Consider the following 26,200-nt stretch of genomic DNA (forward strand, 5'->3'; position numbering starts at 1 on the left):
GTGGCCATGAAGCGCATGACGACATGGAAGCGGACGTTTCTGCTGCACGCCACGTGGGCGCTCCTGTGGGGCACCCCGGCGGCGGCCGTAACGCCGTCGAACGTGACGAAGGTCTCCCGGGTGACGGGCGCGACGCCCGCCGGTGAGCTGCTGCCGAACCCGAACCAGACGCACACGAACCACGACGTCCATGGGACGGACCTGGGCATCGTCTGGGACAAGGGCGGTGGCGAGGTGTTCGTCCTGTTCGGGGACACCTTCGGCGCGGGCTGGTGTGGCAATGGTGGCTGTGGGGGCGGCTGGCGCAGCAACGTCTTGGCGCGTTCGTCCGATACGAACCTGGCCAACGGCTTGTCCTTCTCCTCCATGATTCAGGACGGGCCTCGGCATGCGAAGGAGATCCTCGCGTCCCGGAAGGTCAACTTCGACGAAATCACCGTCATCCCCACCGCGGGCGTCACCATCGGCTCGCGGCACTACATCCACTACATGTCCATCCACCACTGGGGGGAGGCGGGCATGTGGTTCACGAACCACGCGGGCATCGCGTACTCGGATGACCAGGGGCAGAACTGGGTGAAGCACCCGACGGCGCGTTGGCAGAACACGCCGGCCTGGACGAACAACTTCCAGATGGCGGCCTTCGTCAGGAACGGCGGGTTCGTCTACATGTACGCGACGCCGAACGGCCGCTTCGGCAACGTCCACCTGGCCCGCGTGCCGGAGACGGCGCTGCTGGACATCAACGGCTACCGCTACTGGGATGGAAACGGATGGAGCGTGTCGCAGGCGGCGGCGCGGCCCGTCGCCATTGGTATCGCGGGTGAGTTGTCCGTCTCGTATCACGCGCCGCTCGGGCGCTTCCTGATGACGTACCTGAACGAGCACCGGCAGGCGGTGGTGATGCGTGACGCCGCCACGCCCACGGGGCCCTGGAGCGGAGAGAAGGTGCTCGCCAGTGGAGCCGTGTACCCGGGCCTCTACAACGCGTTCATCCACCCCTGGGGCAACACCGGAAACTCGCTGTACTTCGTCATGTCCCAGTGGACGCCGTACAACACCTTCCTCATGCGGGCCACGCTGGCCCACGACGCGCACAGCGACAACCTGCTCTCCGAGCCTGGCTTCGAGACACAGGCGGCCACGCCGGTGATGGCGCCCTGGTATCTGCAAGGCTCGGGCGGCGTGGACCGGGCGCTCGGCAACGCGCGCAGTGGGCAGGACAACGGCTTCGTGAACGCGAGCAGCGGGTGGAATGCGCTCAAGCAGAGCGTCGTCGTCCAGCCTTACACGGACTACACGCTGCGCGGCTGGGTCCGCAGCTCCGCCAACAACACCGCGGGCTACTTCGGGGCTCGCGGGCCGGGCAATGGCCCCATCCTGGGCGAGGTGCCCTTCGGCGCGCTGGGGGCCTACACGGAGCGGGTGGTCCACTTCAACTCCGGGCCGAACGCGCTCATCGAGGTGTATGGCGGCCTCTGGGCCGACAACGTTGATACCTGGATGCAGCTCGATGACGTCAGCCTGACGCGTGGGAGCAATCTCATCCACCAGGCGGGCTTCGAGCAGCAGTCCACGAACAACGCCACGTCGCCCTGGTACACCGAAGGCAGGGCGGGCATTGACCGGGGACTCGGCTATGCGCGCACGGGCGCCAACAACGCCTGGGCGCGGAACGACACGGGGTGGAATGCCGTGAAGCAGGAGGTCGCGGTGACGCCGAACACCCAGTACACGCTGACGGGCTGGGTGAAGACGTCCACGAACCACGCGGATGGCTACTTCGGCGCGCGGCTGCTCCGGAGCGGGCCCATCCTCAACGAGGTGCGTTTCGCCCAGCCGCTGGGCAACTACACGCAGTTGTCGGTGTCGTTCAACTCCGGCGCCCAGCACAGCGTGGAGGTGTTCGCGGGAATGTGGGCGAACACCGGCGACACCTGGATTCAGGTGGATGACCTGACGCTGACGCGGAACTGAGGCCCCTTACCGCGAAGGCGGGGACACGGCCCCGGTGAAGGGGGGGCCTGGTGGCATCTCCTCGACTTCGCGGACGTGGCGGGCGGTATAGCCCCGCACCGCCGCGATGAGCGCCAAGAGGCCGGCGGCGATGAAGCACAGGGCGATGCCCCGGCTGCGCGCGTCGAGTTGTTCCAGCGGCCCGAAGAGCGCGGGGATGGAGAAGGAGACGCCGTCCAGGTGGTCCGCGATGACGCCCGCCGCAAGGTACGCCAGCGGCTGGACGGACCAGGCAATCATCCCGCGCATGGCGAAGACGCGTCCCCGGAGTGCGGCGGGGACCTGCCCCTGCCAGATGGCCTGGCTGCTTGCATCCATGATGGGGATGCAGAATCCCGCCATGAAGGTGCAATACCCGAGCATCCTCAGGGTGGGGAACAGCCCTGCGAGCACCATGACCGTCCCCAGGCCCACCCCGACTCCGAGCACCCCATGGATGCGGTTCTTCGGCCCGCCCCACGCGGTCATCACGACGCTCCCCATCAGGAGCCCCAGACCCCCCGTGGACAGGAGTCCCCCGAGAACGGCCGGGTTGGCGATGTCCAGCACCAGCGGAGGAAGCAGCACCTGCATGGCGGAGAGCGAGCAGTTGGTGGTGACGGAGAACGCGAGCAAACCGAGCAGACCCCGGCGTGCCTTGAGGTAGTTCCACCCTTCGAGGGCTTGTTGCAGCGCGGATGTGCTCGCATCCGAGGAGGCCCCGCTCCCCGTGGGCAGGCTCCGAATGAGCGACAACGTGGTGATGGCGGCCAGGCAGCTGATGAAGTCGATCAAGACCACCGTGCCCAGGCTGGTGGCGCTCATCAGGAACCCCGCCAAGGGAGGGGCGATCAGGGGCACGGCGGCATCGCTCGCCTGGACGAGGCCGTTGGCGCGGCCCAGGTGCTTCGCGGGGACGAGTGCTGGCGTCAGGGCGGTGTACGACGTCCGTTGAAGCGCACCGCTCACCGACGCGAGGGCGGTGCCTACGTAGACGTGCCAGGGCGCGAGCTGATCGAACGAGATCAGAATGGCATAGACGAGGGTGACCAACCCCGCGCCGCAATCTCCCAGACGCATCGCGTTCCGGAGATCCCAGCGATCCACCAGCACCCCCACGATGGGTGCCACGAGCACCCCGGGCAGGATGGTCAGCACGGAGATCAGCGCGAAATCCGTGACCGAGCTGGTGAGGCCATACACCCAGAGCCCCAGGGCGAAGCTGGTCAGGGCGCTGCCGAGCTTCGACACCGTCTGGCTGCCCCAGATGATGGCGAAGCGCAGCACGCCGGTCCCTGACTCGCTCATCGCTGCTCAGACGCGGGGGACCTGCGGTGCAGGGAGGAATAGGCCTCTTGCAGCTTCATCCCCAGGGCAATGCGTGCCGCCACCGGACCGACGCGAACCGCTGACGGGATGTCCCACCACCAGAGGTTGAACGCGATGGAGGGGGAAACGGTGTGGACGCGATGCCACCAGTTCACCGGCAGGAAGAGCAGGTCGCCCGGTTCGAGGATGAAGTCGTAATCCGGCCGGAGCCCGCTCGCGGTCATCCGCCTGGCCGCTCCCACCTCGAGGTCCACTCCGCTCAGGTCCGCGGCCCAGTCGAGCGGTGCTGGTTGGAGTCGCCGGGCCTGGTGGGGCGCATAGAGTTGCCAGCGCTTCTGGCCGGAGAGCTGGGCATAGAGGTTGTGGGCGCGATCCCTGTGAAGCTGAGCGAAGGTGCCGCGCGGGGCGATCCAGACAGAGGATTCGGTGAGGCGGTTCAACCACCGGGGGGCGTAGTCCGGGAAGCGGACGTCCTCTCGCAGGGAGGGGACGGCCCGAAGCAGCGATGGACCCACCAGATGGTTGATGTCCTCTGGCCGCTTCCCCAGCATCGTGTCCGCGAGTTCATCCAGGTCGCTTTCGAGCGGAAGCGACGAGGAGGCCCCCACCTCGTCCAGATAGGTGGACAGCTTCATCCGCCGTGCGCCACCCAGAGGGGCCGAGGTGCCTGGCAGGGCGCCCCGCGTGTAGAGCGCCGACCTGACGGTGATCTCGATGTCTCCGTGCATGGCGCGGAACCACTCGAACGTCCACTTCGAGAAGGCGGGCCAGGCCTGGACGGCGCCGGTGAAGATGACCGGTTGTCCCGCCTTCTCCCACGACGCGATGAAGTGCTCGCGGGAGACGAGCGGAACCCGGGGGATGGCCTGCGGCTTCATGGCGTGCTCCTCCATCCTCCGGGCTACTGCACGGCCACCGCCGTCTCGAGTCCGCGCCGTTTCAGGTCCAGGATCAGCAAGTCGAGCGACATGTTCTCGTCGTTCGTCGAGAAAATCTTGTTCTCATTGAGGTACTGCGACATCTCATTGATGAAGCTCTCGATGTACTCGACCTTCCGCGGGTAGTCGTCCTCGTCCGCGTAGCCCAGCAACGAGTCGAACGAGCTGGACCGCTCGTAGCGCTTGCGGAAGGGGGACTTGGAGTAGTCGCGCGAGGTGATTTCGAGCGGGGTGAAGAGGCGCAGCTCGAGCCTCCCTCGGACCGTGAAGAAGGGGCGGACCTTCTTCTCCAGCACGTTCTTTCGCAGGAAGTCCACGGTCATCTTGAGCTGATCCACTGTCTCGCCGGGATAGTTGTGGAACAGCATCAGCTTGTTCACGATCCCCTTCTGGCTGCTGATGTCGAGGATGTTCTGCACCTGCCGGATGGAGACCCCCTTGATCATCTTCTTGAGGACTTCCTGCGAGGCGGACTCCAGGCCCCATTCGATGACGCGGATGCCGGCCTTGTGCCAGAGCTCCAGGATCTTCTCGTCGGTGAACTGGGGCTCGAAGCGGGCATAGGTGAGGATGTTCACGTCAAGGTCGCGCCGGATCAGCTCCTCGGCGATGGCCGTGCCCTCCTTCACCTCCAGCATGTCATCCACGAAGTGGAAGAAGCGCGTGTTGTAGCGCTTCGCCAGGAGCTCGATGATGTCCACCGTCTTCACGGCATCGTTGCTGTAGTAGCCGGAGTACGTCTTGTAGTGGTTGCAGAACGTGCACTTGGCGAACGCGCATCCGCGCGAGGTGGACAAGGGCAACGTCGGCAGCAAGAACTTGTCGAGGTCGTAGCCATCGAAGTCCGGCCGGAAGATCGAAAGCTGGATGTCGTGGCGCGGCTCGTTGACCTGGATGTTTCCTTCCGCATCCCGGAAGACGACGCCGTCGAGCTGCTCCACGGGCTTGCCGCGCAGGAGCTCCAGGAAGGTGGTCTCCGCTTCCTTGAGGAAGGCGTAGTCGATGCAGTCGTTGTTCTTGAGGTACTCTTCCTTGAAGGTGGAGGCGTCCGGTCCCCCGACGGCGATTTTTCCCTGGATGAGCGGCTTGAGGCGCCGGGCGAACCAGAGGGTGGCCTTGCGCTGAATCTGGATGACGGAGAAGCCCACCACGCGCGGGTTGAGGGCCGCCACCTCCCGTACCTTCTGGTGCAGGAAGTTCGTCACCGGGTTGTCGATCTCTCCGCCGGCCTCGTCATAGGTCAGCGCCAGATCGATGACGATGTGCAGCATCCCGGTCAGCACGAAGATGAGCGAGGCGAGGCTGCTCTCCTGCTCGTCGCAGAAGACCTCTTCGTACTTGCGGGCCTGGAGCTTCTGCTTCACCTGTTCGACCCTGGCGAAGCCAATCTGGTTGTCGATGTAGTGCAGGTAGACGAGCGCATTGCGAATGCGATCGAAGTCCGCCGGGATGTCGATGTGTGCCTTGGCCAGTTCAGGGAGGAACCGGTAGGCCAGATCCTTCAGCATCTCCTCCGTGAGGAGGAAATCCCGGAGCAGCACGTTGACGTCCTGCTGCTTCACCTTGAAGAAGTTCTTCCTCAGTGCCGCCGTCAACGTGGGCACCGCCAGATGCGGATAGTCCATGTTGTGGTTTGGCATCTTGAGGAGGACCGCGTCGGTGCGGCGCTCGCGGGCGGCCGGCGTATCGGCGTTGTCCTTCCCAGGCTGGGCGGCGTTGTCGTCGGCCATGGACGGATTGCTTGCCATCGGTGTACCCCCGTGTGATTGGTTCAGCTCTTGCGACCCTTGTCGGTCGCGAGCTCCAACGAGTTGCGCTCCAGGATCCACCTGTTGTCCACGAAGACGGGGGACTGGCACTCGTAGGTGTCGGCGATCGAATCCAGATCAAACTCCAGCACCACGCTGTTGCTGCTGTGCCGCCACTCATTGTACTGGCCCAGCGAGGCATACCGCTCGAGGAAGGCCTGGTCGAACGCGGCGATTCGGGCCTCCACCGCGGCCTCCACCCCATAGCCTGTGCGCAGCTTCGCGATATCGGCTTCGACGGACTGCTCCTGGTTCATGATCCGCGCGAGGTGCCACAGCTCCTTCAGCGCGTAGAAGTGCTTCACGAAGCCGCCCCGGCTCAGGTTCACCGAGTCGTTCAACTGCGGCCAGCGGGACCAGAGTTCGGCGAGGGCGTTCGCCAGTTGCGCCGAGTCGTCGCCACCGGCCGTGAAGGGGACTTCGATCACCGGGAAGCGAGACAGGAGGGCGCGATCCTCCGGGCTCTCGGAGAGCTTCCGCAGCTCGGAGAGCAGCGCCGGGAGTGTCTGGGGCAGCCGCTCGGCGGTGATACAGAACCGGAAGTCGATGATGTAGCGCCGCAGGAGGGCGGCCGTGGACCGGAGACTGTCCGCCAGGCCGGAGAAGTTGTCATGGTCCGTCAGGTGCGGCAGCAGCATGAGCTTCGGCAGCCGGCAGTCCAGGCGGGTGAGGAGATCGACGAACGACGCATCCGGTTGCACCGGGCTCAAGATTTTGAAGTTCGGGTCCGGCTTCTGCGAGTCCTTGCGATCCCGGAACACGCCAATGATCTGCTCAAGCTGTGCGCGTACCTGCGCGTTGTCGTGGGGCACCCCGAGGAATGCTGTCAGGTGCGCGTAGTGCGTGTTGTGGTACCAGCGCAGCTCCTGCTCTATCCGCGCGAGGAGGCTCTGCTCATCCTGGACAGGGAGGACATACTCGACGATTCGCTTACGCAATCTTCCTCCACCTTACAGATGGCGGGCTGTTCACGATTCACATGAATTATAACGGTCGGCGGGCGCCAACGCTACCCGGGGCCATTCGCGCTGCGCTGCGTCGGCGCCGGGCCTATCCCTCTTCTCCGGTGCGCTGCGGGGTGACGGGTTTGGGTTTGATACGGCGCAGCCGATCGAAGTCCGAGGCGCGGCGTGTGTCTTTGAGGACGCCCTCTTGCTTACGCTCGGTCTCCGTCTGGAGCTCCAGACGGGCCAGGCTCCTGTCCGCCCCGCTGGCAAGCTGCCGTAAGAGCAGCTCGTATTGCCGGTGCATCCGCGCAATGGTCGCCTCGTCGAAGATGTCGGCGTCGTAGCTCCACGATGCCTCGAGCCCGCCGTCGTGCTCCGTGAGGATGACGACGAGGTCGAACTTCACCGCGTCGAAGTTGGGAGTCACCTGGCTCAAGCTCAGGTTCCCGAGCCGGAGCGGTGGCAGCGGCGTGTTCTGCAACACGAAGAGAATCTGGAAGAGCGGGTTGTAGCTCAGTGAACGCTCAATCCCGAGCTCGTCCACGACGCGCTCGAAGGGCACGTCCTGGTGCTCGTAGGCCTCGAGCGTCAGCGTCCTGACGCGCTGAAGGAGTTCCTGGAAGGAGAGGGCGCCTTGAACCTGGCACCGGAGCGCGAGGGTGTTGACGAAGAACCCGATCAAATCCTCGGTGAGCGGGTGGGCCCGGTTGGCCAGGGGAACCCCCACCACGACGTCCTCGCTGCCCGTCAGCCGGTGAAGCAGCGTGTAGAAGGCCGCCAGCGCGGTCATGAAGAGCGTCGTCCCCTCCTGTCTTCCGAGCTTCTGGAGCGCTTCGGTGTCCTGGGGGCTGAGCCGTCCAACAACGAGCTTGCCGCGGTGGCTCGGAACTTCGGGCCGTGGGAGCGCGGAGGGTAACGCGAGCCGCGCGGGGGCTCCTGCCAGCCGCTGGCGCCAGTACTGGAGCTGGCGGTCGAGGAGCTCGCCCTGGAGCCAGTGCCGTTGCCAGTACGCGAAGTCGGCATATTGGATTGGCAGGGGCGGCAGCGGGTTCTGCTTGCCTGCGCTGAACGCCTCGTAGAGCGCTGTCATCTCGCGGAAGAGCACTCCCAGTGACCAGCCGTCCGAGACGATGTGGTGGAGCGTCACCAGCAAGGCGTGCTCCTGTTCGTCCAGCCGCAGCAGGCGGACGCGCAGCAGCGGGGGCTCGGCGAGTTCGAACGGCCGCTCCGCCTCCGTCTTCTCGATCTCCCGGGCACGCGCCTCGCGCTCGCCCGCGGGCAACGCGCGGAGGTCCTCGACCGGCATCTTCAGCGTCAGCGACGGCACGATGCGCTGGACCGGGCGCCCCTCCTGGGACTCGAACGCGGTGCGGAGCACCTCGTGGCGCTCCAGCAGCGTCTCCACGCATCGCTCGAGCACCGCCACGTCGAGCGCGCCGGTGAGCCGCAGCGCTCCCGGGATGTTGTACGTCGAGGCGTGCGGCTCGAGCTGGGCGAGGAACCAGAGCCGTTGCTGCGAGTAGGACAGTGGCAGGGGGGCGCCCCTGTCCACTGGGGAGAGCGGCCGCGCGGCGGCCTGCCGGGAGCGGCTTGCCGCCTCGATTCGCTCCGCCAGCGTGGCCACGGTGCCGCCCTCGAACAACGACTTCAACGGCAGCTCGATGCCGGTGGTTTCACGCACCCTCGACAGGAGCCGTGTCGCCAGCAGCGAGTGCCCACCCAACTCGAAGAAGTTCTCGTGAATCCCGACGTGGGTCCTTCCGAGCAACTCGCGCCAGAGCGACACGAGGGTCAGCTCGGCCGCGGTGCGAGGTGCGCTCAGGGGGCCTCCAGCCTCTGGGCTGTCCAGAGGCGCCTGGGCAAGCACCCGCCGATCGACCTTGCCGTTCGGGGACAGGGGCAGTGCGTGGTGGAACACCACGGCGGATGGAATCATGTGCTCGGGGAGCTGAGGCTCCAGGTAGTCCCGCAGGTCGCCGGAGGTGATGGCGGAGGCGTCCCGGAGGACGACATGCGCCACCAACCGCTTGGTGTCCGCGCGCTCACCGGCCGCCACCACGGCGGCGTCGCGCACCGCCGGATGCCTGAGCAAGGTGGCCTCCACCTCACCGGGCTCAATCCGGAAGCCGCGGACCTTCACCTGGTTGTCGACCCGGCCCAGGAACTCGATGGACCCATCAGCCCTCCAGCAGGCGAGGTCTCCCGTCCGGTACATCCGGCTGCCCGGCTTGCGGCTGAACGGGTCCGGCAGGAACCGCTCCGCGGTCAAGTCGGCATGCCCCATGTACCCACGCGCGAGCCCGTCGCCCGCGCAGTACAGCTCGCCTGGCGCTCCGAGCGGTACGGGCTCGAGTCCTGCGTCGAGGAGATGGACCCGAGTGCCCGTGACAGGCGCGCCGATGGGGACCGGTGCCGTGGCCTCGTCCAGCGCCTCCATGGGGTGGCAGCAGGTGAACGTGGTGTTCTCCGTGGGGCCATAGCCGTTGATGAGCCGGAGCCCGGGGGGACGCTCGAGCACGCGGCGCACGTGGGTGGGGGAGAGCACGTCTCCGCCCGCGAGGAGCTGCCGCACCCCCGAGAGTGCTTCCAGGTGGTGCTCCACCACGTTGTGAAAGAGCCCGGCGGTCAGCCACAGCGTGGTGACCCGGTGCCTGGCCAGCGTGTCCTCGAGGCGCTCGAGTGATGTCCCGTCGCCGGGGAACAGGACCAGGCGGCCACCGTTCAACAGCGGCCCCCAGAGCTCCAGCGTCGCGGCATCGAACGAGAATGGCGCGAGGTGGAGGAAGGCATCCTCCGCGGACAGCGTCACGTAGTTGGGGGCGGTGACGAGGCGGACCACGGCCCGGTGGGGGATGCAGACGCCCTTCGGCTGGCCGGTGGAGCCCGACGTGTACATGACGTAGGCGAGGTTCTCGGCTCCCGCCGCGTCCGGCACGCCTCCCGCGGACTCACCGGCGATGGACGACCATCCGGCGTCGAGGCAGAGCCGGTCCGCGAGGATGCCCTCGAGCGTCGGCTCCAAGGCCTCCTCGGTGAGGACCAGCCTCGCGTCCGCGTCCGTCAGCATCCGCGTGAGGCGCTCCCGTGGGTGGCCCGGCTCAAGAGGCAGGTATGCCCCCCCTGCCTTCAGGATGCCCAGCATGCCGATCACCCTCTCGAATGAGCGGCGCACATACAGTCCCACCCGGGTGTCGGGTCCAACGCCGCGGCGCCGGAGGTGATGCGCAAGCTGGTTGCTGCGTCGAGCGAGTTCCCCGTACGTCAATCGCTGGTCGTCCAACTCGACGGCGACGGCGTGTGGGGTCCGGGTGGCCTGCTCCTCGAAGCGCTGGTGGATGGTCGCGTCGCGCGGGTACCCACGTCCGGTGCTGTTGGCCCGGGTCATCACCGCCACCTCCGGCTCGGTGAGCAGCGGGAGCCGCGCAATCGGCGCGCCGGGGTGCTCCAGCGCTCCCCGGAGCAGCCGCTCGAAGTGCTCGGCCATGCGGGACACCGCCTCGGTGGTGAGCCAGGTGGTGTCGAACTGCCAGCTCGCCACCCAGCCATCGCCCCTTTGCTCAATCTCAAGCAGGAGATCGAACTTCGCCTGCTCGGGCAGCACCTCCTCGAAGGAGGTCTTCAGGCCCGGCAACGTGGGGCCCCCGCCGGGCGTGTCTCGCAGGAGGAACATGAGCTGCAGGAAGGGCGGCCGACTGGACGTGCGGACTGGCCGGACCGCCTCCACCAGCTTTTCGAATGGCAGATCCTGGTGCGCGAGGGCGGTGAGGGCCACCTCGCGTACCCGTGCCACGAGCTGCTGGAAAGTGACGTGCTCGGGAAGGTGGTTTCTGAGGACCAGCGTGTTCACGAAGAACCCGGCCACCCCTTCAAGTGCCCGATGGGTCCGGTGCGCCACCGGCGTGCCGACCACGAGATCTCGTTGGCCGGTGTGTCGGTACAGCAGCGCCTCGAATGCGGCGAGCATCGCCATGAAGGGCGTAGCGCCCTCTGCGTGGCAGAGCGCGTGCAACGAGGCCATCAGCGGCGCGGGCAGGGGGCGCCGGACGACGCCGGCCGGACCGGGGACGCTGGAGCGCGCCCGGCGGGACAGGGGCAGCTCAAGCTCCGCCGGCGCGCCCTCCAGTACCCTCCGCCAATGCGCGAGCTGCCCCGCTTGCACTTCGTCATTGAGCCACCCGCGCTGCCACACCGCGAAGTCGGCGTACTGCACCTCCAGCGCTGGCAGTGCCGCCTCACGTCCGGCGCTCCGGGCGCCATAGAACTCCGCCAGATCCCGGAAGAGGAGGTCTAGCGACCACGCGTCGCACACCACGTGGTGGAGTACCACCACCAGGCGGTGCTCCTCTTCGCCCAGTTGGAGCAGCCGCGCGCGCATCAGCGGCGCTCGTGAGAGATCGAAGGGGAGGGCGGCCTCTGCGCGGACCAGCTCCGCCGCGCGAGCCTCCCGTTGCCCGGGCGGCAGCGCGCGCAGGTCATCCACCTCGAAAGGCAGTTTCACGGCGGGCTCGATGAGTTGGACCGGTTCACCATCCCGCTCGAGCAAGCGGGTCCGCAGGATTTCGTGCCGCCGCGTCAGCTCGCTCAGGGAGAACTCGAGCGCGGCGGCGTCGAGCCTTCCAACGAGGTGGAGCGTCCCGGGCATGTTGTAGGCGGCGCTGCCGGGCTCCATCTGGGCCAGCAGCCACAGCCGTTGCTGCGCGAAGGACAGTGGCGGTGGTGCGCTGCGGCTGGCGCGGACGAGCGGCGGAGTGGCGCGGGGGGCGGGGGTGTTTCCGGCCTGCTCGATACGCGCCGCCAGCGCCGCGATGGTGCCCTCCTCGAACAAGGCCCTGAGTGGCAGTTCCACCCCGAACGTGCTCCGGAGCCGGGCGAGGACCTGCATGGCCAGCAATGAGTGGCCTCCCAACTCGAAGAAGCCCTGGTCGATGCCCACGCGGTCGAGCTGCAGGACATCCGCCCAGATTCCGGCGAGCATCGCCTCGGTCTTCGTTCGCGGCGCCTCTCCCTCGGTCGAGGAGGGCGGGGGAGGCAGGGCGCGCCGGTCCACCTTTCCGGAGGAGCCATACGGGAACGCGGCGAGCCGGACGATCGCGGCCGGAACCATGTAGGGGGGCAGCCGCGCGGCGAGCTGAGCGCGCAGGGCCGACGGCGCCACTTCCGGTGCGGCAACCGCGTACGCGATGAGCCGCGCCTCCTTCCCCGCGTTCTCCCCATGGAGCAGGACGATGGCGTCGCGGACGCCCTCACAGGCGCGGAGCGCGGTTTCAATTTCACCCAGCTCCACGCGGAAGCCCCGGACCTTCACCTGGTCGTCGGCGCGTCCCAGGTACTCCAGCACGCCGTCCGCACGCATGCGGGCCAGATCGCCGGTGCGGTAGATGCGGCTGCCCGGCGTGGTGGCGTGCGGGTCCGCCATGAATCGCTCGGCGGTCAGCGCGGGATCGCGGAAGTAGCCTCGGGCCAGTCCCTCACCCGTCAACCACAGCTCCCCCACGCCGCCCGCCGGTACGGGTTCAAGCCGCCCATCGAGGACGTAGGCTCCCATCGTCCGCAGCGGTTGTCCGATGGGGACGTCGTCCAGCCCCGTTGTCGTCGCAGCCGACAGGTCGTGGCAGGTGGCGGACACCGTTGCTTCGGTCGGCCCGTAGACGTTGATCAGGTGAATGGATGGTGGCGCGTGGCGGTGCCACTGCGTCACCCGGTCGGCGCGCACACGTTCCCCTGCGACGATCACGAAACGAAGCGACGCGGGAAGCGTGAGTCCCCTCTCGGCCATCGCGGCGACCACCGTGTGGAAGAAGGCGGTCGGCAGGTCCAGCAGCGTCACCGCCCACCGTTCACACCCGGCGAGGAAGCCCTCCACGGTATCGAGCATCGCCGCGTCACGGAGGACGAGCGTGGCGCCAGTGCAGAGCGCGAGGAAGATCTCCTCCACGCTGGAGTCGAAACTGAGGGAGTTGAACTGGAGGATGCGATCCTCGGGGACGACGCCAAAGCGCACCCGCTCCGCTTGGACGAGGCTCGCGAGGGCGCGATGGGACACCATGACGCCCTTGGGCCGCCCGGTGGAGCCGGACGTATAGATGACGTAGGCGAGGTTCTCCGGCGTCACGGCGGAGGGGGGCGGCTCATGGCGTGTCTCCTGGGCCTCCACCGTCACCACGGTGACACCCAGGCTGGCGAAGAAGGCCGCGTGGGATGCACGGGTGACGGCGATCCGCGCCTCCGAATCCACAAGGACGTCCGCGCGCCGCGCGTTGCTGAACTCGGGGTCCAGCGGTACGTAGGCCCCTCCCGCCTTGAGAATCCCGAGCACCGCGATGAGCTGCTCGATCGAGCGTTCGAGGTAGAGCACTACGCGGGTGTCGGGTCCTACGCCCAGCTCGCGCAACCGCCAGGCCAGCGCGTTGGCCCGGGCGTCCAACTGCCCATACGTCAGCGAGCCCTCTCCGGACAGGATGGCGGCCGTCTCCGGCGAGTGCCGCGCGCTCGCCTCGAACCAGGTGTGGATGCAGGCGGGCGGCGGCGTCTCCAGGGCCCGCCCCCAGGCGAGCAACCGCGCCCGGTCTTCTGCGGGGTCGAGTTGCAGCACGGCCAGCGGCGCATCGGGCTGGTCCACGGCGCTGCGCAGCAGCGACTCGTATCTCCGCAACAGCCGCTCGGCCGTCCCGGGCTCGAAGAGGTCCACGTTGTATTCGAGCGCCACGTGGAAGCGCCCGTCGAGTTCAGCGATGGAGAGGGCGAGGTCGAGCTGGGCCGTTCCGAGCTCCAACTCCAGGGACTCCATGGCCACGCCCGCGAGCGAGAGCCTCGCGCCGCCCGTGCCCTGGGCCAGGGCCGCCAGTCCTTTCTCGCTCCGCGGCGGAGATTGCTGGAAGGAGAAAATCGTCTGGAACAGCGGGGAGCGGCTCGCCTGGCGCAGGGGGGCCAGACGCTCGACGAGGAGGCTGAACGGCATGGCCGCGTGCTCGAGCGCCTCATGGACGGTCCGGCTCGCTTGCGCCATCAACGCGCGGAACGAGAGCCCACCATCCAGTTCCAGCCGCAGCACCAACGGGTTGACGAAGTACCCGATCGTCTCCGCCAGCTCGGCGCCCTCGCGGCCCACGGTCGGCGCTCCCACCCAGAGCTCCCGCTGGCCATTGTGCCGGTACAACAGCGCGGCATACGCCGCGAGCAAGGGCGCAAAGGGAGTTGCCATCTCGCGGCGAAAGAGCTCCTTCAACCGCGCCGTGAGCGCCGCGTCCAGCACGCGCTCCCTCCTGCCGCCGCGGTACGTCTGCACCGGCGGGCGGGGGTGATCCGCCAGGTGCTCGAGGACCGGAGGGGAGCCCGACAGCCGGCGCCGCCAGTACTCCCAGAGGCGCTGTCCGTGCTCACCCTCAATCCGTTCCTGCTCCCAGCGCACGCCGTCCGCGTAGGAGGCCGCAGGGGCGGGGAGGACCGCCGCGACACCGTCCCGCTCCGCGGGGTAGAGCGCGGAGAGTTCCCGGGCAAGCTGTCCGAGCGACCAGAAGTCCGCGATCAGATGATGCGCCACCACCAGCAGCACCTGCTCGGTCTCGCTTCGTCGGTACAGCCGGAGCCGAAGCAGGGGACCCTGCTGGAGCTCGAACGGGAGCGCGGCCTCTTCGCGGAGCCGGGCGCGCAGCGTGTCGTCACTCCAGGCGGAGGCGTCCTCGTAGCGGAAGCCGGCTTCTCCTTCCGGGTGGACCCGCTGGAAGGGCGTCCCTTCATGCGCATGGAACGTGGTGCGCAGGCTGGGGTGGCGCTCGACGAGCCGGTGCACCGCGCGCCGGAGCAGTCCCTCGTCGAGCGGCTCCAAGACGCGGAGCGCCGCGGCGATGTGGTAGGCGGCGCTGTCGGGCGCGAGCTGGTGCATGAACCACAGCGCGCGCTGGCCGTGTGACAGAGGGAAGTCACCTACCTCCGCGCTGGCCGGGCGCTCGGGCTGCCAGCGCGCACCGGCTGCGCGCGCCGCTTCGACCCCAGCGGCGATCTCCGCCAGGTTGCGGCTGCCCAGCAGGCGCGGCAACGGCACGATGACGCCCCATCGGAGCTGGAGCCGGTGCTGGAGCTCCACGCTCGACAGCGAGTCCAGGACCAGTTCCTCCAGGCCCGCCGTGGCGGCAACTGGCAACGACAGAACCTGGGAGACCTCCTCCGCGACTTCGCGCCACAGCGGCGAGTCCTCGATGCCGGGCGGCGCGTTCTCTGCCGCGGTGAGGGGCCCTGTCCTTGCCGTGTCCAGTGTGGCGTGTGCCAGGACCTGCAACTCGCCCGCGAGGAACGCCGCGCGGCACGCATGTCGTTGAATCTTCCCGCTCGACGTCTTGGGTACCGAGCCGGGTTCGATCAGGACCACCGAGGAGGCCATCAGCTCGTGCTGCTCGGCCACCGTTCTGCGAATCGCGCTGATGACTTCGTCGAGGCCGCTTTCCGCGCGCTGCGCGTTGGCCTCGTAAACGACCACGAGCTGCTCGGTGCCATCCGCTTCCACGGAGAATGCCGCGCCAGAGCCGGGGCGCACCGCCGGGTGGCATTTCTCGACCGTGAACTCGATGTCTTGGGGGAAGTGGTTGAGCCCGCGGATGATGATGAGGTCCTTTGCGCGCCCGGTGACGAAGAGCTCACCGTCGCGGAGGAACCCAAGGTCACCCGTGCGGAGAAACGGGCCCTCGCCCGTGCCGCGCAGCCGGGCCTGGAAGGTCCGCGTGGTGGCCTCGGGTTGGCCCCAATAGCCACCGGCCACGCTCGAACCCGAGACCCAGATTTCGCCAATCTCCCCATCGCGCCGGAGCTCGAAGGTCTCCGGATCCACGACAGCCAACCTGCCGTCGATCACATTCCGCCCGGAGCCCACCAACGGGTGTGCCGCGGCGTGCCCGGCCTCCACCGGGATGGCCTGGCCCCGCTGGAGCGCCTGTCCGTCGAAGGACGCGACGTGGGGGGCTTGCCCCACCTCGGAGCCCGAGACGATCAGTGTCGCCTCAGCGAGCCCGTAGCAGGGATAGAACATCTCGCGGCGGAACCCGACCGGGCCGAACGCATGGGTGAAGCGATCGAGGGTCTCGGGACGGATGGGCTCGGCACCGTTGAAGGCCACGCGCCAACTGCTCAAATCCAGACCCTCGCGCTGCTCCGGACGGATCTTTCGTGCGCACAGCGTATACGCGAAGTCGGGTCCTCCGCTGGTGGTGCCGCGGTACCGGGAGATGGCTTGCAGCCAGCGCAGGGGCTGCTGGAGGAAGTCCATCGGTGACATGAGCACGGCCGGGTAGCCCGTGTAGAGCGGCTGGAGGATTCCGCCGATGAGCCCCATGTCATGGTAGGGCGGCAGCCAGATGATGGCCCGGCTTGTCTGGTCCTGCCGGAAGCACCGCCGGATCGCCTCCAGGTTGTGCAAGAGATTGCGGTGGGTGAGCGTTACTCCCTTGGGCAGGCTGGTCGAGCCGGAGGTGTACTGGAGGAAGGCGAGTGAGTCGCCGGAGAGCGGCGGCGGAGTCCACGCATCCGAGGCGCGATCGTCGACTTCATCCGTGACGATCCAGCGCAGTTGAGCCAGCTCGGGGGCGATTGGATAGAACTGGCGGAGCAGCTCCAGGTGTTCGCTCCGGATGAGGCCGGCGGTGGCCTGGGCGTCGGTGGCGATCGCCTGGAGCCGTAGGAGCGAGCGGTCGTGCCGTGGCGGGTACACGGGGACCGCCACCATCCCAGCGTAGAGACAGCCGAAGAACGCGGCGATGTACTCCACCCCTGGCACATAGAGGAGCAGGATGCGGGTGCCCGGCGGCAGCTCCGCCAACCGGGCCGCGATGGCCCGGGCGCGACGATCCAGCGCGGCGTATGTCTGCCGGTCTTCCTGCGTCTCGCCATCAACCAGGAAGGTGTAGAGGCCGAAGTCCGGCGCTTGTTGAGCTCGCTCGCGCAGAAGCTCCACCAGCGTGAGCGCGTGGGCAGGATGATCGCTGTGATGGCTCATTTGGCGTGGGCATTCTATGCCCAGTTTGGAGCCCGCCGCATCCTGGAGCGGAGCGGGCGGTGGGTTTGCCACAGAGCGTCTGGAGAGGAGTTTCGCGCTGCGGTAAAGTCTTTGCTCTCCCGTCTCCGCGTGGGTGCCTTTTGAGGATCTGTCTCATCGCGCTTCCCTGGTCTCTGTACCGCCATCCATCGGCTGCCCTGGGCGCGCTGTGCGCCTACCTGAAGCAGGAGGAGCCCACTCTCGAGGTGGTGTGCCGGTCTGACTTTCTCGACGCGGCGGCCGCGCTCGGCTTCGGCTGTTACGACCGGATCTCGCAGGCCTCTTACGACGTCGGCGAAATGTTGTACGCAGCGCTGTGTTTTCCGGAGAGGAAGGAGCAGGTGCGCACCTTCTTCATCTCGCGGATGGAGGAGTCAGGTGCGCCGCTCACGGGAGCGGGCAGCTTCCTCGACCCGGAGATCCACGGCGAGCGCCCTACCTGGTCGAGCGCGTTCGACGTCATCCAGGCCCGCTTGGAGGCGCACCTGGACCGCGTGGCGGAAGAGGTGGCCGGACGCTACCAACTCGTCGGTTTGACGACTTGCTTCGGACAGCTCTTCGCGAACCTGGCGCTCAGCATGCGGATCAAGCGGCGCTCCACCGGAACGAGGATTGTGCTCGGAGGTTCGACGGTCTCCGAGCGCGTCGGTCCCTCACTCTTGAAGGAGCTCGACTGCTTCGACTACGTCATCCAAGGCGAGGGCGAGCAGCCGCTGCTGGCATTGGCGCGCGGACTGGCCGCGGCAGAGGACGTCAGCGGCCTGAAGGGGCTCATCACGCGAGAGACCGCCAGCGTCCTGCCTCGCGGCGCGCCCTTCTGGGAGGTATCCGACGTCAACAACCTGCCCATCCCTGATTACAGCGAGTACGCGACCCGGGCGGAGGCGCTCAACTTCCTCTGGCTGATGACGGTGGAAGGCTCCCGGGGCTGTTGGTGGGATCGGGCGAAGCGGACCGGCAACCCCAAGGCGACGTGTCACTTCTGCAACCTGAACGTGCAATGGAGTGGCTACCGCGAGAAGGGGGCCGAGCGGCTCGTCTCGGAGGTGGTGGCCCTCAACGAGCGCTACCACAACAACGTTCTTTTCTTCCTAGACAACATCATCCGGCTCAAGGGCGTGGATGAGTTCGCGCAACGGCTCATCGATACCGGCAAGGACTGGGTCATCTTCTATGAGATGCGTGCCAACATCCGTCCCCACGAGCTGTTGATGTTGTGGCAGGCCGGTGTCCGGTTCGTCCAGTTCGGCATCGAGAGTCTCTCCGAGTCGTATTTGAAGCGGATCGGCAAGGGGACGTCGGTCATCACCAACCTGCAGGTGATGAAGATTTGCCATGAGCTGGGAATCTCGAACGGCGCGAATCTCCTCACCGACTTCCCTGGCGGGCGGCCAGAGGAAGTGGCGGAGACCTGCGAGACCATCCAGCGGTACGCGCTTGGCTACGAGCCACTCTCGGCCAACCGTTTCTGGCTCGGACGCGGAGCCACCGTCCAGGTGTTGAGCCAGGAGTATGGGGTTCGCAACCTGCGCAATGCCGACTTCTACCGGGCCGGGTTGCCCGAGGCGCTCTACGAGCGGCTGGACCTGCTCGATCTGTCGTACGACCAGGACGGACCCGTGGCTGACTGGAGCCACGTCCGCGCGCTCTGCAAGCAGTGGGGGGCCGCTTACTCCGCCGCCCGCGCCAGCGAGTACCGGCACCTGCTGACGTACCTCGATAGCGGGCAGTCCATGCGCATCTTCGATGCGCGGACCGGCGTGCTCCGGACCAGCGTGTTCAAGGGCCTCGCGCGCGATGTCTACATGTACTGCGCGGAGATACGCCGCTGGGACGATCTCAACCAGGAGTTCATCGAGCCGGGCAGGGCCACCGCGCAGCAGATTGCGGAGCTCATCGAGGGGTGGAACCAGCAGGGCTTGTTGTACCGGGAAGGGGAGCGCTTGGAGGGGGGCCGGTTCCTCTCACTGGCCCCCGCCTTCACGCCTGAGTTGGCGTCGCGGCGCATCCGTGCGGCCCACGCGGCGGAATTGCAGCGGCGCGGCGCCAGGGCTGATGCGCCGAAGCCCCATCCCATGCCTCCTCGGGCGGGTGACAAGGCCCCGCCGCCCGTCCAGGTGAAGGCGTAAGCCGGGCGGGTCAGAGCCGGATGGTGGCGTAGGTGGAGACGCGCAGGTTCGCTGTCGTCCACGCGGGGAGCCGCGAACGCGCCTCTTCGAGCGGCGGCGTCCATTCCGCGAAGAAGGCTTGTACGTCCACCGGCACCTCCTCCTGGCCTCTCAGACGCAGCGAGACCTCGTAGTGCCCTCCTGGCGGTGCGAGCACGTCGAGGACATAGACCGAGTCCTCGGGCGCCAGCGGCGGGAGGGGGGCCGGGAGCGACCATCCCACGAGGGCAGCCCGCGGAATCCGCACCCGGCCGAGGTATGCCGCGCCCAATTGGAGGCGCAGCCGCACGGTTCGGAGCGCGGTGGTTTCGTCGTCCTGTGATTCGAGCACGTCGACCTGGGGTGCAGGCAGGTTCGCGGGCGGCACTGGCGCGGTGTAACCACCGCGAAAGCCCGGCATCCGCGCGGCCGTCTGGAGGGGCCCGGGCTGCCCGGAGAGCGCGGCGCGCGGATCGGGAAAGTCCCAGCTCGAGTACTGCAGCTCACTGCGGCCCTCTTGAAGGCGGTGCTCCAGCCAGAGCCGCTTGGGCCGTTCGTGTGTGTACGGGAAGCGCAGGAGCAGCGCGGCCAGGAAGGCCACGCTCGCCGTGGCGAAGGCCGCGGCCGATGGGCCGAAGCGAGACTGCTCCTGGACGGGGGCAAGGCCGAGCACGGACGCCATGGCCACCGGCAGCGCCGCCAGCAGGGCCACGAGTGGATCGAGTGGTACCCCCAGCCGAAGGTGGCCCGCCACCGGGACGAAGAGCTCCAGCAGGGAGCGCCCCATCTGCACGGTCAGCAGCAAGCCCGGCACCCAGCTCGCATACAGGGCCATCATCCGAGCGCGAGGCGAGGCGAGGAAGGTGGCGGCGATGAGCCCGAGCGCGCCGCCCACGGTCCACCACAGCGCCAGGTAGGCGGTGCCAAGCCCCAGGAGCTGCAACGCGCCAAGTGTCAGCACCCACAGCCAGAGCCCTCCGAGCCAGGCCGTGAACACTCGCTCCTGGGGAGCCACGCCCCGGGCAGCCAGCCTTTGCGCCCACAGCGCGCGGGGGAGCAGCGCCCCCGTCACAGCGAGCGTGCCGAAGGTCGCGACGGCCAGCCACGGCGAGGCGTACCAGCCATGTGGGCGTTCGAATGCGTAGTGGGGCAGGAAGCCGAAGGCAACCGGCACCACCAGCGCCACCGCGAGCGAAAGCGTACAGAAGCCGAGCCCCTCGGCGGCCACGGACAGGCGGACGAGTTTCCGCCGTGTGGCGAGGACGGTGGCGCCGGCCACCAGCAGCGCGGCGGCCGCGGCCCATGCCCACGCCGCGTGGGCGCCGTACTGGAGCATCCAGCGCCCCAGCACGTCGTAGTAGATGGACGGGCCCGAGCCTTTCCCGTCCGGGAATGGCCGTGTGGCGAGCTCGCGTGTCACTGCCAGCGCGCTCTCGCCCATGTGCTGAAGGCTTCCGGGTTCTACCCGCTCGGGTCGATCCAACGGGGAGTGCACCGCATAGCCGTCCCGGAAGAGGGCGAGATCCAATCCGGAGATGCCCGCGCTGCGGTACACGTGGCCGTCGGTGCCCGCCGGAACCAGTCGATACTGGAAGAGGTCCTGGCCCAGCACGTCGCCGAACGGTTGGGGCACGGCCCGGGCATAGGCCTCCAGGAGCCAGGATGCGTCCGGCCCGGCCTGGAAGAGGATGGCCCGGCCGCCCAGCCCAGTGGCTTCGAGGTTCAGGAAGGTGCGGACCTGGCTCGCCCACCGGTGCTGCATGAAACCGGCCGCGCCGAGCAGGCCATACTCCTCGGCCCCATTGAGGTTGAAGAGGACCGTGTTCTCGAGCTCCGGTCCGTTCGCGAGTGCGCGCGCGACCTCAACCATCGCGGCGATTCCGAGCGCGTCGTCCGCCGCTCCGGCGCCCTCAGGAGAGGTGTCGTAATGGGCCGAGAGGAGCACCGCGTCCGGCCTGCGTCCCGGCAAGCGGGCCACCACGTTCCGGACGGTGTAGGCGACGAGGGTGTCGTCATCGAGATAGTGCCCCTCCGCCTCCTGAATCTCGACCTCGAGGCGCGGAAGCTCGCGCAGCACGCTGGCCAGGTAGGTGGCGGCCTCCCGGTGGGCGGGGGTGCCGGGGATGCGCCGACCGATGCCATCTGCCAGGTGCCGCATGACGCGCTGGGCACGCTCTTCGGAGAACTCGGTGGAAGGCGCGTCCGCGGTGCGGGGACTGGGTGTCCGGCTCGCTTCGGCCTGGATCGCGACGACCACCAGGGTGAGCCCCAATCCGAGCAGCCAGGGCCGAAGCGCGCGGTACCACGAGGAGGGGGATGGAGGGGCCACGTCGTACCGTGCGAGAGGCGCCACCGCCGCGGCGGCCGTGCCCACGCGAGTTTAAGAGTTCACCGCGCCACCGGAAAGGATGCTTCCGGCAACGCGTTCCGGAGGGCGAGTCCTCCGGAAGAGGTACACCACCCGGCGCTACTTCTTGAGCTTGCCCAGGAGCTTGTCCAACTTCGACTGGTCCAACCCGGCCAGTGGGAAGTCTGAAGGCGCGAGGACCTGCCGCTCGGGAACCCCTCGCTCCGCGAGCAACGTCCGGAGCGTGTCCAGGTACCGAGCAGAGAGCCGATCCACGGTGGCGGTCTCATGCATGTCGCTGCTGAAGTACCAGGTGACATGGAGCTGACCGTCCGCCACGCGGGCAATCACCGCCAGCTTGTGCTGGCGCGTGGGCGCCCGTTGCTCCGGGTGGTCCAGCACGGTGAACCACGGACCCGCGAGGTGGTACTGCCCCACGTACCGGAAGAGCACCTCGGCCTGGGGCGCTCGCGCCAACCGGGCGCGAAGCTCCGCGTCGGGTGAGAGGTAGCGCAGCACCCCGTAGCCCAGGCCCCGGTTCGGCACGGACCGGAGCTGCTCCTTCACCGTCCGCACGGTGGCGCTGGGCCCCACCCGTTCCGGCGTGAGCCGTACCGGGTACAGCGAGGTGAGCCAGCCCACCGTCCGGGAGAGATCGACGTCCTCGAAGACGTCCTCGCGCCCGTGCCCTTCGATGTCGAGCAGCACTTCCGGATGACCCGTCCACTCGTGCAGGGTCCAGGCCAGGGTGGCGATCAGCAGCTCACCAATTTCACACCGGTACGCCTCGGGCAGCTCGTTGAGCAGGAGCCGACTCTCTTCAGACGACAGGGCGTGTGTGAGTTCTCGCTCCAGGCTCGTGGGAACCAGGGGCCCCGGGCGCTCCACTGGAAGCGGCCGGGGTTGCTCTTTTCCCTGAGCGGTCCAGTGCGCGAGTTCCTCCCGCAGCCGGGGCGATTCCGCGTAGCCCTGGAGGCGCTCGAGCCATGCGCGGACCGAGGTGGTCCTGGGCGGCAGCTTGCATTCGCCGCCTCCTCCGAGCTGCTCATAGGCGAGCTGGAGCTGTTCGAAGAGGACGCGCCAGGAAACGCCGTCCACCACGAGCCGGTGCGCGGCGATCATCAGCCGGCTTGGGCGGTGGGGGCCCAGTTCGAGCAGGGCGGTCGTCACCACGGGGCCCCCGTCCAACCGGAGCTTCGCCTGGAGTTCATGCCCGAGCGCTTGGAATCGCTCCTTGAGCAAGGCGTCAGGGACCGATGCGAGGTCAATCCGAGTGAACGGCATCGGTGCGCCAGGCGGGGCCACGAGGGCTTCCCAGCCGGAGCCATTGCGCGTCACCCGGAGCCTGAGCACGTCGTGGTGATTCAGCAGCGCGGTCAATGCCTGCTGGAGCCTGGACGGGTCCAGGGGTTGCCGCGCTTCGAGTGGTACGACAATGCCCCAGCCATCCAGGTCCGGCACTTCCTGCTCCAGGAACCAGCGCTGGATCTGGGTCAGCGGCAGGGGGCCGGTCACCGGCCCCTCGGCGTCGGGAGAGGCAGGTGCCTGGGCCGCGACGCTGGCCAGCTCGGCGATTGTCTGGTGCTTGAAGAGCTGCCGCGGGGTCAGCTTGAGCCCCGCCTGGTCGGCTTTCGAAACGACGAGGATCCCCAGGATCGAGTCCCCGCCGACGCTGAAGAAGTTGTCGGTGACCGACACCTCCTTCAGGTTCAGGACCTGGCACCAGATGTCCGCCAGGGTGGCTTCCACGGGCGTCCGGGGGGCGACGAGTTGGCTGCGTTGCCTCCGCCGCGCCTCGTCCAGGGAAGGGAGGGCCTCGTGGTTGACCTTCCCATTCAGGGTGAGCGGCAGCTTCTTCAGATGGACGTAGACGTTCGGGAGCACCTCCTCGATGAGCCGCTCCGCGAGGAAGGCTCGGAGTTGAGCGTGCTCCTGCTCCTGGCGCGAGACGTAGTAGGCGACGAGCACCTCGTTACCGTTCGTGTCCCGTTTCAGCATCATCACGCTGTCGCGCACCTGAGGGTGCTGATTGAGCGCGTGGCGCAGCTCGTTCAGCTCGATGCGGTAGCCGTGGTACTTCACCTGGTTGTCCGCCCGGCCGAGGTGCTCCAGGGTGCCGTCGGGCAGGTGGCGGGCGAGATCCCCTGTTCGGTACATCCTCGCGCCAGGCGTGGTGCTGAAGGGATTGGGGAGGAAGGACTGCGCGGTCAGGTCTGGACGGTTCAGGTACCCTCGGGCGAGCGCGGCACCACCGACGTAGAGTTCGCCGGTCATGCCCACCGCCACTGGCCGCAGCCTTGCGTCGAGCACGTAGACCTGGGTGTTGTCGATGGGGCGCTCGAGCGGGAGGGTGTTGTTCGCGGCGAAGGGCCGCGACGGCTCCAGCCGGAACGTCATCACGCCCACCGTCGTCTCCGTGGGCCCGTAGTGGTTGTAGATACGGCACCCGGGCGCCTGGGCTTGCAGTTCTTCGGCCCACGCGAGGGGCGTCGCCTCGCCGCCAAGGATGAGCCGCTGCCGCGGGAGAAGCGCCCCGGCCGTGCCAGCGCTCGCGAGCGCGCGCAGGTGGCTGGGCACAATCTTGAGCACGTCAATCGGGTTGCGCTGGAGGTACTCCACGAAGGCCGCCGGATCCGACACGCGCTCGGCGGAGATGACGTGCAGGGTTCCGCCGAGACAGAGCGCGGGGAAGATGACGGTATTGCCGAGGTCCGCCGAGAAGGTGGAGACGGTGGCGTAGGCAGCGCCTTCGGGCAGGTCCAGCCGCTCCATCACGCTCGCAACATAGTTGTGGAGTTGCCGGTGCTCGACGACGACGCCCTTGGGCCGGCCGGTGGAGCCGGAGGTGAAGAGGACGTACGCGGGGTGCTCCGGAAGGGCTCCGCAGTGCGGGGCACTGGTGGGTTCTCCGGCGAACGTGGACTCTTCGTCGAGGCACAGCACCTCGCGGTCCTCGGCCTCGGGGACGGTTTCGCGCAACCGTCTCTGGGTGAGGAGGACCTTCGCCTGGATGTCGTCGAGCAACCCGGCGAGCCGTTGCCTGGGTTGGCCCGGATCGAGCGGGACGTAGGCCGCGCCAGACTTCAGGACGGCCAGGATTCCCACCATGATTTCGAGCGAGCGGTTGAGGTACAGCCCCACACGCATCTCCGGACCCACGCCCCGGCGGCGGAGTGCGTGCGCCACCCGGTTGGCCCTCGCGTCGAGCTGCGCGTAGGTGAGCGTGCACTCCTCGTAGACGAGTGCCACCCGGTCCGGATGGCGTGAGGCCTGTTCTTCCATCCAAGTGTGGACGCAGCGCGCCGGGTGCTCCCGGTCCGTGGCGTTGAAGTCCACCAGCAACCGTGCCCGCTCGCGTGGGCTCACCGCATCCAAGCCATCCAACCGCGCCCGCGGTGAGCCGGCGATCTGCTCCAGGAGCGCCTCGAGCTGCCCAAGCACTTGTTCAGCAGCAGCGAGTGGGAAGAGGCTTCGATCGTACTGAAGTTCGAGCGTGAGCGCGGACCGCGTCCGCATGCAGCAGAGGCACAGCTTGGATTGATCAGCGTAGGCGCGCGCCGATTCGAGTCGGAGCACACCCGCGCCCTCGTGCGGCGTCTCCGGCAAGTCCTCCCAGCGGAAGCCGATGGCGGGGAAGTCCCGGCCGGGGACGCGCTCGCCATCCGCGGCAGGCCAGACGTAGTACCGTTGCCACTCCAGCGCCTCGCGCTGCTCCTGCTGGAGCTGGAGGGCCAGCTCCCCCAGCGGCTGGTCCGCGTCGAGGCGGACGCGGAGCGGTACCCAGCGGGAGAGGGGGCCGACCACTTCCGACAGTTCCTCGTGCTCGCGTCCGTCGCACTGAAGGCCCAGCACGAGGTCCGTCTGGCCGGTCAGCTTCCAGAGCTCCGCGCTCCAGGTGGCGATCAGCAGTGCATCGAGGGAGCACCCCAGCTCGCGCGCCGCCGCGTCGAGCCGCGACAGCCGCTCGCCTCTCAGCGTCAACTCGAGCGACGCCGGGTCGAACACCTGCGCCGCGTTCGCGGGCCTTTCAAAGGGCAGTGTCACCGCCGCGCCCGCGGTGGTCCCGTGCTTCTCCCAAAAGGTGGCCGCGGGGTGGTCTCGCTCCGTCAGCTCCTCGCGCAGCTCGTTCTGCCATTCAGAGAAAGAGAGGTGAGAGGCAGGCTCTCCGTCCTGATCCTGTTCCTGGGCTTGCCCTGCAAGGTCTCGTTGCAGCTCCGAGCAGAAGCGCCGCAGGGTGGCGGCGTCGGCGCACAGGGCTGGCGCCACCAGCCCCAGCAGGTGCTGCCCGGTGTCCAACGTCATCAGGCTCACGCGGAGGACGGGGCCGGTGCCGAGCTCGAAAGGGCGCTGGCTCACCTGTTGGAAGTGGGCGAGGGCGCGTTCCTCGCGCGTGGTGGCGGGGAACGCGCGGAAATCCACCCGGTCCCACTCCACCTCTCCGCTCGCCGTCACCTCCTGCACGGGGGCGTCCAGTCCCGGCAGGCTCGGGAAGCGGGTTCGGAGCGGCTCATGTCGCGCGACAAGCCGCGCCACCGCGTGCTCGAGGGCACCGGGTTGAGGGGAGCCCTCGAGCCGCATCAATGCCTGGACCCGGAGCGTCTGGTGCTTGCCGTGCAACCGCCACAGACGGAGCTGCTGAGGAGAGAGCCGATACGCTTCGATGCTCAA

Annotated in this window: 9 protein-coding genes; 2 read left to right on the forward strand and 7 right to left on the reverse strand. The window is 68.0% G+C overall.

Annotated elements, in window-relative coordinates; all coding sequences use genetic code 11:
- The first annotated feature begins 15 nt into the window (after positions 1–15).
- Positions 16–1,977 (forward strand): DUF4185 domain-containing protein, encoded by a 1,962-nt coding sequence (locus FMQ63_RS05340; RefSeq protein ID WP_225909354.1) that lies wholly within the window; start codon positions 16–18, stop codon positions 1,975–1,977.
- A gap of 6 nt (positions 1,978–1,983) precedes the next feature.
- Here the strand turns inward: FMQ63_RS05340 and FMQ63_RS05345 are convergent, their stop codons facing one another.
- The 5 genes from FMQ63_RS05345 to FMQ63_RS05365 form a co-directional block, all read right to left on the reverse strand.
- On the reverse strand, positions 1,984–3,303 hold the full coding sequence (locus tag FMQ63_RS05345; RefSeq protein ID WP_020480717.1) for an MFS transporter: 1,320 nt from the start codon (positions 3,301–3,303) through the stop codon (positions 1,984–1,986).
- On the reverse strand, positions 3,300–4,202 hold the full coding sequence (locus FMQ63_RS05350) for a cupin-like domain-containing protein (protein ID WP_225909353.1): 903 nt from the start codon (positions 4,200–4,202) through the stop codon (positions 3,300–3,302). The genes FMQ63_RS05345 and FMQ63_RS05350 overlap by 4 nt, the downstream gene beginning before the upstream one ends.
- Before the next feature lie 23 nt (positions 4,203–4,225).
- Positions 4,226–5,992, reverse strand: coding sequence for a radical SAM protein (locus FMQ63_RS05355; protein WP_011554598.1), 1,767 nt, complete (start codon positions 5,990–5,992; stop codon positions 4,226–4,228).
- A gap of 41 nt (positions 5,993–6,033) precedes the next feature.
- Positions 6,034–7,008 carry a hypothetical protein gene (locus FMQ63_RS05360; protein ID WP_011554597.1) on the reverse strand — a complete coding sequence of 325 codons (975 nt, stop codon included), beginning with the start codon at positions 7,006–7,008 and terminating at the stop codon, positions 6,034–6,036.
- Positions 7,009–7,120: 112 nt separating this feature from the next.
- Positions 7,121–16,999 carry a non-ribosomal peptide synthetase gene (locus FMQ63_RS05365; RefSeq protein WP_011554596.1) on the reverse strand — a complete coding sequence of 3,293 codons (9,879 nt, stop codon included), beginning with the start codon at positions 16,997–16,999 and terminating at the stop codon, positions 7,121–7,123.
- A gap of 140 nt (positions 17,000–17,139) precedes the next feature.
- Between FMQ63_RS05365 and FMQ63_RS05370 the strand changes: the two genes are divergently transcribed.
- Positions 17,140–19,167, forward strand: coding sequence for a RiPP maturation radical SAM C-methyltransferase (locus FMQ63_RS05370; RefSeq protein ID WP_011554595.1), 2,028 nt, complete (start codon positions 17,140–17,142; stop codon positions 19,165–19,167).
- Positions 19,168–19,177: 10 nt separating this feature from the next.
- Here FMQ63_RS05370 and FMQ63_RS05375 read toward each other — a convergent pair whose 3' ends face one another.
- Positions 19,178–21,559 (reverse strand): M28 family metallopeptidase, encoded by a 2,382-nt coding sequence (locus FMQ63_RS05375; protein WP_011554594.1) that lies wholly within the window; start codon positions 21,557–21,559, stop codon positions 19,178–19,180.
- Positions 21,560–21,652: 93 nt separating this feature from the next.
- Positions 21,653–26,200: a non-ribosomal peptide synthetase gene (locus FMQ63_RS05380; protein WP_011554593.1), complete on the reverse strand. Its 4,548-nt coding sequence runs from the start codon at positions 26,198–26,200 to the stop codon at positions 21,653–21,655.

The sequence above is a fragment of the Myxococcus sp. CA005 genome, assembly GCF_006518205.1.
Classification (GTDB): domain Bacteria; phylum Myxococcota; class Myxococcia; order Myxococcales; family Myxococcaceae; genus Myxococcus; species Myxococcus xanthus.